7 protein-coding genes, 2 tRNA genes and 2 pseudogenes are annotated in these 13,680 nt (G+C 71.6%); 7 read left to right on the forward strand and 4 right to left on the reverse strand.

Going from position 1 to position 13,680, the window contains the following annotated elements; genetic code table 11:
- The first annotated feature begins 44 nt into the window (after positions 1 to 44).
- The 5 genes and pseudogenes from ACZ7LS_RS23550 (at position 45) to ACZ7LS_RS23570 (ending at position 4,381) form a co-directional block, all read left to right on the forward strand.
- On the forward strand, positions 45 to 401 hold the full coding sequence (locus tag ACZ7LS_RS23550; protein ID WP_385130798.1) for an SCO3933 family regulatory protein: 357 nt from the start codon (positions 45 to 47) through the stop codon (positions 399 to 401).
- A gap of 1 nt (position 402) precedes the next feature.
- Positions 403 to 1,434, forward strand: a pseudogene (locus ACZ7LS_RS23555) (FtsK/SpoIIIE domain-containing protein); the annotation flags it as partial.
- Positions 1,435 to 1,654: 220 nt separating this feature from the next.
- Positions 1,655 to 2,955, forward strand: a pseudogene (locus tag ACZ7LS_RS23560) (replication initiator).
- Positions 2,952 to 3,158 carry a helix-turn-helix domain-containing protein gene (locus ACZ7LS_RS23565; RefSeq protein ID WP_385130801.1) on the forward strand — a complete coding sequence of 69 codons (207 nt, stop codon included), beginning with the start codon at positions 2,952 to 2,954 and terminating at the stop codon, positions 3,156 to 3,158. The pseudogene ACZ7LS_RS23560 and the gene ACZ7LS_RS23565 overlap by 4 nt, the downstream one beginning before the upstream one ends.
- Entirely contained in the window at positions 3,155 to 4,381 is a 1,227-nt protein-coding gene (locus tag ACZ7LS_RS23570) for a site-specific integrase (protein WP_385130804.1), read from the forward strand. The genes ACZ7LS_RS23565 and ACZ7LS_RS23570 overlap by 4 nt, the downstream gene beginning before the upstream one ends.
- An 86-nt stretch (positions 4,382 to 4,467) precedes the next feature.
- Here the strand turns inward: ACZ7LS_RS23570 and ACZ7LS_RS23575 are convergent.
- Positions 4,468 to 4,540: transfer RNA gene (locus ACZ7LS_RS23575), tRNA-Arg, on the reverse strand.
- A 255-nt stretch (positions 4,541 to 4,795) separates the two neighbouring features.
- Positions 4,796 to 4,886: transfer RNA gene (locus ACZ7LS_RS23580), tRNA-Ser, on the reverse strand.
- A gap of 193 nt (positions 4,887 to 5,079) precedes the next feature.
- Here ACZ7LS_RS23580 and ACZ7LS_RS23585 point away from each other — a divergent pair.
- Both ACZ7LS_RS23585 and ACZ7LS_RS23590 read left to right on the forward strand, forming a co-directional pair.
- Positions 5,080 to 5,607 (forward strand): SSI family serine proteinase inhibitor, encoded by a 528-nt coding sequence (locus tag ACZ7LS_RS23585; RefSeq protein ID WP_382522632.1) that lies wholly within the window; start codon positions 5,080 to 5,082, stop codon positions 5,605 to 5,607.
- Positions 5,608 to 6,116: 509 nt separating this feature from the next.
- Entirely contained in the window at positions 6,117 to 10,811 is a 4,695-nt protein-coding gene (locus tag ACZ7LS_RS23590) for a PAS domain-containing protein (protein ID WP_385130807.1), read from the forward strand.
- Between the two features lie 229 nt (positions 10,812 to 11,040).
- Here the strand turns inward: ACZ7LS_RS23590 and ACZ7LS_RS23595 are convergent, their stop codons facing one another.
- Positions 11,041 to 12,687 (reverse strand): long-chain fatty acid--CoA ligase, encoded by a 1,647-nt coding sequence (locus ACZ7LS_RS23595; protein WP_385130810.1) that lies wholly within the window; start codon positions 12,685 to 12,687, stop codon positions 11,041 to 11,043.
- A gap of 362 nt (positions 12,688 to 13,049) precedes the next feature.
- Entirely contained in the window at positions 13,050 to 13,673 is a 624-nt protein-coding gene (locus tag ACZ7LS_RS23600; protein ID WP_382522625.1) for a SigE family RNA polymerase sigma factor, read from the reverse strand.
- Between the last annotated feature and the right edge of the window lie 7 nt (positions 13,674 to 13,680).

Here is a 13,680-nt window from a genome sequence, read left to right on the forward strand (position 1 = left end):
ACTAGGTGTATCGGATTGGGGGTGACCCCGAGGAGACAGATCACATGCGTTCCATCCGAGTTGAGACCTCCACCGCGACGATCCTGCTGACGGAGGCGCCCGAGCCGAAGGTGCGTGACCGGCAGACCGGGGAGATCGCCAAGGACGCCGTGAGCGGAGAGGCGCTGATGAAGATCGGCGTCGTCTACATCGATGAGGGCGAGTCGTCGCTCATCCACGTCACGGTTCCCGAGAGCGGAGTGACCAACGGCCTGGTCCTGGGTGCGCCGGTCTCGCTGCCGGGGCTGGTCGCCCGGCCCTGGGAGTCGGTGTTCAACGGGCAGCAGCGTCACGGCATCGCGTACCGGGCCGCCGCCGTGACCGCTGGTGCCATCCCCGCCATGGTCGGCACGGGAGCCTGACGTGTCCGACCTGCTGACGCTCGCGGTGCTGGGCGGTCTCCTCGTCGCACTCGGCGTCGGGGCCGCCTGGGCCAGCGCGCACCGACCCGTCTGGTACTGGTGGGCCTTCGGCCTGCCGCTCTCCGTCGTACGGCTGGTGACCTCGTACGTCTCCGTCATGAATGCCTGCGGACTGACCGTCCCTCCGTCGCGTCTGCGTGGCTTGGCGGTACGGGTCGCCACCCGGCGTGAGATCCGCCCCGTACCGCCCCGGCGTGGACTGATCCGGCCCACATCGACCGGGTTGCGGTTCAGGCTCCGGCTCGCCCCCGGGCAGGAACCGGCGGACGTCGCCTCATCCTGCGAGCGGCTGCGTCACGCGTGGGCCGTCCACGCTGTCCACGTCACCGCCGAAAAGCCGGGAGCGGTCGAAATCCGCCTGGTCGGCTTCGACGTGCTGGGCCGCGTCCGGATGCCAAGAGCCGCACCAACGGAGTCGCTGCGGGTGCCGGTGGCTCTGCGGGAGGATGCGCAGCCCTTCGTACGGGACTACCTGGTCGTCCCGCATCAACTCACCCTCGGGGCAACGCTGTCGGGCAAGTCGATGTACTTGCGCAACCTGATCAGCGGTCTTGCCCGGCAACCGGTGGCCCTGGTCGGCATCGACTGCAAACGCGGCGTCGAACTCGCACCCTTCGCGCCTCGTCTGTCCGCGCTCGCCACCAACCCCGACGAGGCGGCCGAACTGCTGCCCGTACTCGTCGCCGAGATGGAGAACCGGTACGACCTGATCAAGGCCCGTCAGGGCATCGCCTCCGGCACCCCGGACGAGGACATCACCTCGGACCTCTGGGGTCTGCCTGAGCACCAACGGCCCGTGCCTGTGGTGCTGTTCGTGCACGAGGTGGCCGAACTCTTCCTCATCGCGACCAAGAAGGACGAGGAACGGCGGGACGAGATGGTCACCCAGCTCATCCGGCTCGCCCAGCTCGGCCGCGCCGCCGGCATCTTCCTGGAGATCTGCGGGCAGCGCTTCGGCTTCTACCTCAGCGAAACCGTCCTCGCCCCCGCCATCGACTCGGGCACCCGCACCGGCGTCGACGTCGTCAACCGCACGCATCAACCCTGAGCGACCTGCCGGGGCGGCCTCGATACCGCCAAGCATCCGCCGCCCCCGGCAGGCCCATCCCCTTCGCCCGGACACACATGTCAGACAAAGGAGAAGCGCCATCATCCCCCGCGCCACCACCCCAGCACAGGCCGAACTACGTCGCCTGGCTCAAACCCGCCAGCTTCCCGGCCTCCTCCGGCAGCTCTCGCCCCTCGGCGGCTGCGCCCGTCCCATCCGCCTGACCGGGCACGGTACGGAACACCACGTCGACACCCGGACCGGTGAGATCGGCCCCGTCCTGCACCACCTCGACTCGGCCTCGCTCCCCGCCGGACAGCTCCTCGTACGGTGCAACAACCGGCGCGTCACCCGCTGCGCCTCCTGCGCGGAGACGTACCGCCGCGACACCTACCACCTGATCACCGCCGGACTGCGCGGCGGCAAGGGCACGGGCGAACAGGTAGCCACACACCCCCGCGTCTTCGCGACCTTCACGGCACCCAGCTTCGGCCCCGTCCACAACCGCCCCACCGGCCAACCCGCCTGCCGGTGCGGCACAGCCCACCCCGCCGACGATCCCGCCCTCGGGACACCGCTGCACCCCGACTCGTACGACTACGAAGCCGCGGTGCTCTGGAACGCCCACGCGGGCGCCCTGTGGCGGCGCTTCTCCATCTACCTCCGCCGCGAGATCGCCAAGCGCGCCGGACTCACCCAACGCGCCCTCCGACAGCACGCCCGCGTCTCCTTCGCCAAGGTCGCCGAGTACCAACGACGCGGCGCCCTCCACTTCCACGCCGTCATCCGACTCGACGGCCACGACGGCGGCAACACCCAACCCCCCCGGCCTGGGCCACCCCCGAACTCCTCACCGACGCCATCGAATCCGCCACCCGAACCACCGCCGTCACCGGCCCGACCCTCGACGGCCACGCGCACCGGTTCACCTTCGGCCGCCAGCTCGACGTACGCGTCATCCGGTCCGCCGACTTCGCGGACGGCACCGAACTCACCGACCGAGCCGTGGCCGGCTACATCGCCAAGTACGCCACCAAGGGCGCCGAAGCAGCGACGGGCACCCTCGACCACCGCATACGGCTCCTGGCCGAACTCGCCCACACCGACCACGCCCGCCGCCTCGTCCGCACCTGCTGGAACCTCGGCGCCCGCCCCGACCTTGGACACCTCCGGCTCCGCGCCTGGGCCCACATGCTCGGCTTCCGGGGCCACTTCTCCACCAAGACCCGCCGCTACTCCACCACCCTCTCCGCCCTCCGCCAGGCTCGCGCCGAATGGCAACGTCTCCAATCCGCCCTCACACGCGGCGAAGACGCCACCGCCCCGGCGCCCACCACCCTCGTGCTCTCCCGCTGGGACTACGCCGGAACCGGACTCACCAGCGGCGAAACCTGGCTCAACGACGTACTCCACACCGACCGCACGGAAGGAGATGCGTCCTCATGACCACTGTCGCCATCACACCGAAGTGGCACACGACCGCCGAGGTCGCCGCGATGCTCGGCTTCGGTCTGTCCAAGACCAAGCTGCTGGTGCTCACCGGAGAGATCCGCTCGGTGAAGGTCGGCCGCAACCGCCGCATCCTCCCGGCGTGGGTGGACGAGTACGTCCAGCGCATCGCTACCGACGCCGAAGGGCAGGCAGCATGAGCGGCAAGCGGAACAACGGCGAAGGCTCCATCTACCCCTACAAGAACGGCCATGCGGCCTATGTCTGGGTCACCAAGCCGGACGGCAAGCGCGCCCGGAAGTACGTCTACGGCAAGACCCGCGACAAGGTCCACGACAAGTGGATCAAGCTCCACACTGAGGCCAAGAAGGGACCCGTCGCCACGCGGCACCGCACTCTCGCGGCATTCCTGACGTACTGGCTCGACTCGATCGTCAAGCCCAACCTCGCCCCGCTGTCGTACGTCTCGTACGAGGGATACGTGCGGCTCTACATCGCTCCCCACCTCGGCGCCAAGCGGCTTGACAAGCTCACCGTGCGGGACGTGCGCGAGTGGCTGACCAAGCTGGCGACCATCTGCCAGTGCTGCGCCCAGGGCAAGGACAGCAACAGGGCTCGCGACCGTCAGAAGTGCTGCGCGATCGGGGAGTGCTGCGAGTCCTACCCGTCCCGCCGAGTGATCCAGGGCTCTCGCGACGCGCTCCGCGCCGCCCTGACCCACGCGGTCGGCGAAGAGGAGATCGGCAAGAACGTCGCCTCCCTCGTCAAGGTGCCCAAGCCACGCCGCCGCCGGATCAAGCCGTGGTCCGTGGCCGACGCCGGCCAGTTCCTCACGGATGCGGCGGCCCGGGACGACCACCTCTTCGCGGCCTGGGTCCTGGTGCTGACCCTCGGGCTCCGCCGTGGCGAGGTGCTGGGGCTGACCTGGAAGTCCATCGACTTCAAGACGGGCGAGCTGTACGTGGATCATCAGATCCAGCGGGCAGGACGCCAGATCCTCCACCGCGAGACCAAAACGGAGGAATCGGACGATTTCCTGCCCCTGCCCGAACTCTGCCTCAAGGCGCTACGGATGCGCCGCGCTCAGCAGACCGGCGACCGGAAGGCCGTGGGTGAACTCTGGCAGGACACGCACGGCCTGGTCTTCACCACGAAGCATGGAACTCCGATCGAGCCGGGGAACCTGACCCGCATGTTCGCCCTGCGGGCCCGCAGGGCCGGCCTTCGGGTGATCCCGCTGCGGAACACCCGGCACACGTGCAGCTCGCTCCTGGTCGCCCTCAAGGTGCATCCGAAGATCGCTCAGCGCATCCTTCGGCACTCTCAGATCGCCATGACGATGGAGGTCTACGCGGAGGCGAGCGAGGACGAGGTGCGTGCGGCCATCGGCAGGCTTTCCGAAGCGATGGGCGGCGCCGACTGACGTTCACCGGACGCGTTGCTGTACTTCGCTGCTGTACGGCCCAACGCGAGAGGCCCCCGGATTTCTCCGGGGGCCTCTCACCTGTGTGCACTCGGCAGGATTCGAACCTGCAACCTTCTGATCCGTAGTCAGATGCTCTATCCGTTAAGCTACGAGTGCTTGGCGTTCCGGGCTTTTCTTCCCGGTCGGCGTTGCGGGAACAACATTACATGACCTGTGGCGCCAGGTGAAATCCATTCGCCAGACCCCTGCTGACCTGCGAAAACGCCTCAGATTCGGCTCAGATTCGGTCTCGGGACCGCGCGTCGGTGACCGTGCGGACGATCACTCGTGGGGGCGGTCACTCGTACGGGCCATCGCTGCCGGAACGGCCGAAGCCCCGGCCGTGGGGCCGGGGCTTCGGTGGTTCACGCGCGGAGGCGGAGGGATTTGAACCCTCGATGGGCTTTAAGACCCAAACCGCATTAGCAGTGCGGCGCCATAGACCGGACTAGGCGACGCCTCCAGCACACCCGCGCGAGCGCGGATGGTGCGTGCAGATGATGACACAGGCAGGTGGGGTGTCACCAATCGCTTCTCACGGTACTAGGCGGGTGGCCCACAGAGCAAAGCGCTTCCGCGTCCGCAACGCCGGGGCTTGACGCGCGTTAGAGAGGGCGGGGCGTTGGCCCCGGATCCGTCACCCGTCAGGAGCTTCCATGCTGCGTCGCCTCGTCCTCACCGCCGCCGCTTCCGTCGCCGCGTCCGCCGCCATGCTGGGTGCCGTCGCGCCCGCCGCCTCCGCGGACGCCTCGGCCCGCGCCGACACCGGCGCCTTCGTCGAGTCCGCGGACTTCACGCTCACGCGGCTCGCGCCCGTACCGCTGCCCCTGCCGCTGCCGTCGGGCGAAGACGCCCCGGACGAGTTCACCGTCACCGTCGCGGACTCCGGGCTCCGGGGTGCCGACGGCACGTACCGGCTGAAGTGCCGGCCTGCCGGTGGGACGCACCAGCAGGCGCGGGCCGCGTGTGACCGGCTGGCGCAGCTGGCGAGCGAGCAGCGGGACCCGTTCGCGCCGGTGGCGAAGGACGCGCAGTGCACGATGCTCTACGGCGGTGACGCCACGGCGCGCATCACCGGCACCTGGCAGGGGCGCGCCGTCGACGCCACGTTCAACCGGAAGAACGGATGCGAGATCGCCCGCTGGCAGACGCTGGAGCCGGTGCTGCCGAGCACCCGGGCGTAAGCCGTCGCAAGCCGTCACCAAGCCACCGCCAAGCCGTCGTGAAGCCGTCGTGAAGCCGTCGCCAAGCCGTCGTGAGCCCTCGTGAAGCCGTCGCGGGCCGCGCAAGCCGCTCCCGGTCCTTACAGAGGCGACGGAGGCGTACGGATGCGTACGGATGCGTATGGCGGCGCACGGAGGCGTACGCGGCACCGGCCCTGCCTCTTGTCGGCTCGTACGCGCCTGCCCCGGGCCGTCTGGGCAGGCGCGTACGCCCGGCAGGCGCCGCCGGTCCGGCAGGCGCTCGACCGGGCGGTACGTTCCCCCATGAGGCAATTGCGAGGTGCGGAACGTCGCGTGAAAGACCAGTGGCACAGGCCATTCGCACACAACCCCTGCGAGAGCTCCCGCTCATCCGCCGTCGCGGCCGCCTCCCCAGCCTTTAGACTCCCTTCCGTGACATGCCGGAACCCGAGGGGCAAGATGGGTGCCGCGGTCCGCAAGGTGCAGTGGTTCAGGGAGGAAGCGTCGTCGTGAGCAGCAGGCCATCCCGAGGCGCTGCTCGCCTCGCGGCGATACTCGACGCACTCCCCGACGGCTTGGTGCTCGTCAACGCCAACGGCACGGTCGTCAACGCCAACACCATCGCGCTGGAGATGTTCGAGACCCCCGGCACCGCGCTGGTCGGTCGCGGGCTGCTCGATCTGCTGCCCGAGTTCGACTCCAAGCTGATCCCCGGTTCGATGCGCCGCCCGGAAGCGGCGGACGCGCGCGGCCGTACGAAGCCGACGCGGATGATCGCGCGGCGCACGGACGGCGGTGAGTTCCCGGCCGAGGTCACGAGCGCGAGCCTGGAGGACGGCCGGGACGCGTACAACGACTCGCACAGCTACACCGGCGACGAGCTGCTGATGCTGGTCGTCCGTGATCTCTCCGGCACGATGGACACGGAAGCCGAGCTGGCGCGCTCGCAGCGGCAGACCGAGATGATCCTGCGGGCCGCGTCGGAGGGTGTCGTCGGTACGGACACCGACGGCCGTGTCGTCCTCGTCAACCCCGCCGCCGCGCAGATCCTCGGCTTCCGTGCCAGCGATCTCGGCGGCCACCAGCTGCACCCGCTGATCCTGCACTCGCGCGCGGACGGCGAACCCTTCCCGTACGAGGACTCCCCGCTCGCGGACACGCTCAGGTCCGGCCGCAAGCACCGGGTGCGCGGGCAGGTGCTGTGGGCGAAGAGCGGCAAGAAGGTGCCGGTCGATCTGACGACGGCGCCCGTGCGGGACGGCGATCAGCTCGTCGGCGCCGTGATGACCTTCACCGACCGGCGTCCGTACGACGAACTCACCGAGCAGCACGCCGCCGAGCTGGCCGCCGCGGAGGAACAGCACGCCGCAGAGCTGACGGAGACGACCGAGCGCCTCACCACCGAGCTCACGGACACGACCGCACGCCTCCGCGCCGAGCTGGCGGAGACCACCGAGCGGCTGCGCGCCGAGCTGGACGAGGCGACCGAACGGCACGCGGCGGAGCTCGCGGACCGCAGCGACCGGTACGCGGCCGAGATCGAGGAGCTGACGGAGCGGTACGGCGAGACGTCCGGCCGGCACTCCCAGCTGACCGCGGTGCTCGGCGAATCGCTGCGCGGGCCGCTGGTCGAGCTGCGCGGCGAACTGACCACGCTCGCCGCCGACCCGGCCGGACAGCTCTGGCCCGAGGCCAACCAGATCCTGCACCATCTGGCCGCCGGCTACTCGCGGATGACGACGCTCGTCGACAACGTGCTCGGGTATCAGCGGCTCGACGCCGGTATGGAACAGCTGATCAAGACGAACACCCTGCTCGACGGGGTCGTGGCGGCCGGTGTGGAGGGCGCGGTCGAGCTGATCGGGCCGGGCCGCGCGCAGTTCGCGGTGCACGCCCCGCCGATCGAGGCAGAGGTGGACCCCGGCCGGCTGGCGACGGCGCTCGCGCATCTGATCGCCGATGTGGCCGGGGTCGACTCGACGGGCCGGGCCAGGCTGGTACCGGGCGGCGGATACGTCGACTCGACGATCGTGGTGGCCGCGGCGCAGCGCGGCGATGTCGTACGGATCGAGGTGCGCGGGCCGTTCGCCGGGGGTGATCCGGTGCACGAGCCGATCGTGCGCGGGATCGTACGGGCGCACGGCGGGGTGCTCCAGACGCACGAGATGCCGGGCATGGGCGGCAGCGCGTATGTGCTGGAACTGCCGCTCGGCGAGGGCGCGGGTACGGTCAAGCCGCCCGCCGGGATGCCGGGGTCCGCGCAGCCCGCCCTGCCCGCGCAGGCAACGGACACCGGAGCGGGCACGGGCACGGGTACGGGAGCGGGAGCGGGAGCAGATACGGGGACGGGCGCTTCGGCTTCGGGCGGCGGCGGCAGGCGACGCGCGCGGCGGTCGTCCACGGACGCGTTCCTGGCGTCCGCGACGGAGAACACCGGGGAACCTACGGGACGACGCCGGGCGCGCGCGGCCGAGCCGGGAGCGGAAGCCGGGACGGCCGGATCGGGGACTTCTGGATCGGGGACTCCTGGATCGGGGATTCCTGGGTCATCGGGGATTCCTGGATCGGGGACGGAGGGCGCCGGTTTCGGGGGGCCGGGAGTTCGGCAGGACCTGATCCCGGCGCAGGACTCCGGCGGGGGCAGCGGCACAGGCCGTCGGCGCGGGCGTCCGAGCCCCTCCGACGATGCGGCGGCGGCCGCGGGGCCGGGTACCGGCGGAGCGGGTGCCGCGGGGCCGAACCCGGGGTCCGCTGTCGCGCTGCCGGCCGCCCCGGCTTCCGAAGGGTCGGTCGTGACGGCCGCCGAAGGTGCGCATCCGACCGGACGGGCGGCGCTCGGGCAGGCCGTTCCGCCCCAGGGTGTGCCCGCGGAAGCCGCCGCCGGGACGGGGCGCCGGGCCCGGCACGGTGGTCAGGGCGGACAGGGGGCACAAGGTGGACCGGGCGGTCAGGCCGGTCAGGGAGGGCAGGGGCAGCGCGCGCTGCCGGCTCTGCCGGCCGGGCCCATGACACCCGCCGCTCCGATGGCGCCCGCCGGCCCCGTATCCGCGCCCGTACCGCCGACCGCTCCGGCGGGCGCCGCGTCACCGGGACCGGGACGAGGGCAGGGACCGGCGGGACAGGGAGCCGCTCCGGCCCAGGCCCCGGCCCCGGCCCCGGCTCAGGCGCCCATGCCGATGCCTTCCGCTCCCGCTCAGCCGACGCCGCCGGCCGGGCGCCGTGCCCGCCGCGCGCTCGCCCCCGCACAGGAGCGGCACATCCCCGTGCCCGCCGAGCCGGAGGGCGCGCGCAGTCCGTTCGCGCTCCCGCCCGCCGAGGCCGATCGCGCGCCCGGCCCGGGGCACGGTCCCGTCCCTCCCGCCGCCCCGCCCGCGCCGCGCCGCCCGATGCCGGGCCGCCATGACGCCGTACGGACGAATCCGGACGACGACCACACACCGCCGCAGCCCCACCCTCTGCCGTCCGGGCGCAGGGGGGCCTTCGCCGGAACCGGGGACGCCCCGAACGCGAACCCGAACGCGAACCCGAACACCTGGGGAAGCCCCGACCCGACTCCCCCCGGCCGGTCCGCCACCGACCATGAGTACGAGTACGGCCGTGGCGCGGGCACGGCGTCCCACCCCGGCCCTGCGTCCGGTACCGGCCCGGCGTCCGGTACTGGCCCGGCATCAGGTACCGGCCCGGCATCAGGTACCGGCCCGGCGTCCAACGGCCGGGGGATGCCCACGACTTCGGGCTTCGGCACGATGGCCCCGCCCCCGGGCTGGCCCGACGATCCCGCCACGGGCAACGCCACCGGCGGCGTGACCGTCCCGCCGACTGCCCGTACCTCCTCGGCGCCCGAGGCCGCACCCGAGGCCGCGCCCGAGGACTCTTCCGCGCAGCGCGCGTCCTCGTCCGCCGACATCGCCGTCGTACCGAACCCCCGGAGCGGCGCCCATCAGCCACTCCCGCCCGCGCAGCCACTGCCCGAAGAGGCTCCGGTCTCGCCGGACTCCACGCAGGGGCGGGCCTTCAGCGTCCGTACCCTCGGCCAGGGGGTCCCGTTCACGCAGCAGCCCCCCCACCACCAGAACCAGCCCCCGGGCCAGGTTCCGGTCCACATCCCGGGCCAGGCTCCCAATCAGTCCCCGAACCAGCCGCAGTCGCTCGGTTCCGGCCGTCGCCGCAAGCTGGGCACCCCGCCCGACGGCACCGAACGCCCCGACCTGACCGGTCCTGGCGCGGGGCCCGGTCACGGCACGGGGCCCGGTCACGGCACGGGAGCCGGTCACGGCACGGGCTCCGGCTCCGGGGCGCACCCCGGCGTCGGCGCGTCACAGCAGGGTGGCTCGCGTCTGCCCCACGCCCACCCCGAGGGACGCTCGTACGCGATAGGGGCGCCCGACGAGGGCGCCGAGGGCCCCGAGCCGCTGGACGGCCCCGGCGGCGCGGTCGAGGTGGCCAACCGCCCCCAGCCGCGGCCCGTCGACGACGAGCTTCCCCCGGAGCCGCTCGACAACCCGCGCCGGCTGCTCGTCTGGCCCGCGCCGGACGTCTCCACCCAGCAGGCGCTGAGCGACCGCGGCTACCGTCCGGTGGTCGTGCACTCCCGCGAGGAGGTCGACGCGCAGATCGCCGCGTTCCCGGCGGCGCTGTTCGTCGACCCGCTGACCGGACCGATCACCCGTACCGCGCTCCAGTCGCTGCGCCAGGCCGCGGTCGCCGCCGAGGTCCCCGTCCTGGTGACGGCGGGTCTCGGGCAGGCCACCCGCGAGGCGGCGTACGGCGCCGATCCGGCCGTACTCCTCAAGGCCCTGGCCCCGCGCGACAGCGAACAGCACCCCTCGCGCGTCCTGTTGATCGAGGAGAACCAGGAGATCGCGCTCGCTCTGACGGAGACGCTGGAGCGGCGCGGCATGCAGGTCGGGCGGGCGGCCACCGACAACGAAGCGGTCAGCCTCGCCACCCAGATGCGGCCGAACCTGGTGGTCATGGACCTGATGCAGGTACGCCGCCGACGTGCCGGGATCATCGACTGGCTGCGGGCGAACGGCCAGTTGAACCGGACGCCGCTGGTGATCTACACCTCGGCGGGAATCGACCGGACGGAGCTGCCGCGGCTCGCATCCGGGGAGACGGTGCTGTTCCTGGCCGAGCGCTCCACCAGCGACGAGGTGCAGTCCCGGATCGTGGACCTGCTCGCGAAGATCGGGACGAACTAGACAGGTATGTCCGGGTGCGGCGCCGGGATGGGGCCCCGCACCGGCCGGGGGTCCTCACCGGCCGGGGGCCCTCACCAGGGCCCACAGCCGGGGCGCGGCGCCACACCAGCCGGGTGGGGCGCCGCGCCGGCAGCAACCCCACCCCACCCCACCCCAGCGCCGAGCACCGCTCCCGGACGCACCACCACTCGTCCGTACGCGGCCCAGGTCCTGCCCGGTCGGACAGGACCTAGACGCGGGTGACGTCCAACTCCCCGTCCGCGTACTGCTTGCGGATCACCTTCTTGTCGAACTTCCCGACGCTCGTCTTCGGCACGGCGGACACCACCGTCCACCGCTCCGGGAGCTGCCACTTCGCGATCTTCCCCGCGAGGAACTCCTTCAGCGACGCGTAGTCGGCCGTCGCCCCGTCCTTGAGGACGACCGTCGCGAGCGGCCGCTCGCCCCACTTGTCGTCCGGTACGGCCACGACCGCCGCCTCCGCCACCTCCGGATGAGCCATCAGCGCGTTCTCCAGTTCGACGCTGGAGATCCACTCGCCCCCGGACTTGATGACGTCCTTCGCGCGGTCGGTGAGCGTGAGATAGCCGTCCGGGCTGATGGTCCCCACGTCGCCGGTCTTGAGCCAGCCGTCCTCGCTGAACTTGTCCGCGGGCTTGATGTGTTCACCGCCCGCGCCCCCGTAGTACGCCCCGGCGATCCAGGGTCCCCGTACCTCCAGCTCGCCGGCCGACTCACCGTCCCAGGGCAGGAAGTCGCCGCGGGGCCCGGCCAGCCGGGCCTCGACACCGGCCGGGAAGCGGCCCTGGGTGATGCGGTACGGCCACTCCTCCTCGACGGTGAGCCAGGCGGGCGGGTTGGACATCGTGCCCAGCGGCGAGGTCTCCGTCATGCCCCAGGCGTGGCAGAGCCGTACGCCGAGTTTGTCGTACGCCTCCATCAGCGACGGCGGACAGGCCGCGCCGCCGATGGTGACACGGGCCATCGAGGTCAGATCGCGCGGGCGGGCGGTGACCTCGGCCAGCAGCCCCTGCCAGATGGTGGGGACCGCGGCGGCGTGCGTGGGCTTCTCGCGCTCAATCATCTCGGCGAGCGGGGCGGGCTGGAGGAAGCGGTCGGGCATCAGCATGCCGACGCCGGTCATGAAGGTGGCGTGCGGCAGTCCCCAGGCGTTCACATGAAACTGCGGGACGACGACCAGCGTGATGTCCTTGTCCGTCAGCCCCATCGACTCGGACATGTTGACCTGCATGGAATGCAGATAGATGGAGCGGTGGGAGTAGACGACGCCCTTGGGATCGCCGGTGGTGCCGGAGGTGTAGCACATCGCCGCGGCGGACCGCTCGTCCAGCTCGGGCCAGTCGAACGTGGTGGGACGACCGGCGATCAGCTCGTCGTAGTCGTGCACCCGCGCGGTCGCTCCGTCGAGCAGGGCGCGGTCGCCGGGACCGGAGACGATGACGTGCTCGACGGTCGGCAGATGCGGGAGGAGCGGGGCGAGCAGCGGCAGCAGCGAACCGTTCGCGAGGATCACGCGGTCTTCCGCGTGCTGGACGATCCAGATCAACTGCTCCGGAGGGAGCCGGAGGTTGAGGGTGTGGAGGACCGCGCCCATCGAGGGGATCGCGAGATACGCCTCGACGTGCTCGGCGTTGTTCCACATCAACGTCCCCAGAACACTTCCCTCGGCCACTCCGAGTTCGTCGCGCAGGGCGTTGGCGAGCTGTGCGGCGCGGTCGCCGATCTCGGCGAAGGTACGGCGCTGGGGTTCCGCTTCGCCGGTCCAGGTGGTGACGGTCGACCGTCCGTGGATGGTCCGGCCGTGCTCCAGGATCCGGCTGATGGTGAGCGGTACATCCTGCATTGTGCTTCGCACAGCATCCTCCCGGTGGGCGCTGTCGCTCCGTCGCGACAAGTGGGAAGATTCTGCGCACATACCGCTCGGTATGTCACTACCCGAGAGTAGAAACCCTGGTCGGACGCCGGAACCTGCGACCGGCGCGGGAGACCGGTCCGGTCGAGCCCCGTCGAGTCTGATCCGGTCGAGCCCCGTCGAGCCCCGTCGAGCCCGATCCGGTCGAGTCGAGCCTGGTCCACCCCGGCCCAGTCCGGTCGAGCCCCGTCGAGCCCCGTCGAGCCCGATCCGGTCGAGTCGAGCCTGGTCCACCCCGGCCCAGTCCGGTCGAGTCCGGTCGAGTCCGGTCCTGCCAGGTGCGGCCCGGTCCAGCCGGCCGGTCATCAGTGGACGGGCGAGAGTTCCGGGTCCTCACGGAGCTTTCCGAGCGCGCGGGACACCGCGCTCTTGACCGTGCCGATCGAGACGCCGAGCACCTCGGCGGTCTGGGCCTCGCTGAGATCCTCGTAGTAGCGCAGGACCACCATGGCCCGCTGGCGGTCGGGAAGCCGCATCACCGCACGCCACATCGCGTCGTGCAGCACCTGCCGCTCGGCCGGATCGGGCTCCGGCTGACCGGCGGGCTCGGGCAGCTCCTCGCAGGCGAACTCGTCGACCTTGCGCTTGCGCCACTGGGAGGTCCGGGTGTTCAGCAGGGCGCGGCGGACGTAACCGTCCAGTGCCCGCTGGTCCTCGATCCGGTCCCAGGCGACATACGTCTTGGTGAGGGCCGTCTGCAGCAGGTCCTCGGCGTCGCACGGGTTGGAGGTGAGCGAGCGCGCCGTACGCAGCAGTACGGGCCCCCGCGCCCGTACGTACGAGGAGAACGACACGAAGGGCGGGTAGGGCGAGAAGCCCGCGGTGCCGGTGTGGCCGCTGTGTCCGGTGGCCGGCGGGTGACTCGGGCACGACGAGTGCGCGGCCGGCTTGGCGGCTTGAGAGGCGCTCGTGCAGACAGGCGTGGTCATGGCTCCA

Source organism: Streptomyces sp. NPDC039430, from assembly GCF_055639435.1.

What these genes read in the sequence shown, in the direction of transcription:
- ACZ7LS_RS23570 (WP_385130804.1), top strand. Translation starts at nt 3,155, where the DNA reads ATGAGCGGCAAGCGGAACAACGGCGAAGGCTCCATCTACCCCTACAAG.
- ACZ7LS_RS23585 (WP_382522632.1), top strand. Translation starts at nt 5,080, where the DNA reads ATGCTGCGTCGCCTCGTCCTCACCGCCGCCGCTTCCGTCGCCGCGTCC.
- ACZ7LS_RS23565 (WP_385130801.1), top strand. Translation starts at nt 2,952, where the DNA reads ATGACCACTGTCGCCATCACACCGAAGTGGCACACGACCGCCGAGGTC.
- ACZ7LS_RS23600 (WP_382522625.1), bottom strand. Translation starts at nt 13,673, where the DNA reads ATGACCACGCCTGTCTGCACGAGCGCCTCTCAAGCCGCCAAGCCGGCC.
- ACZ7LS_RS23550 (WP_385130798.1), top strand. Translation starts at nt 45, where the DNA reads ATGCGTTCCATCCGAGTTGAGACCTCCACCGCGACGATCCTGCTGACG.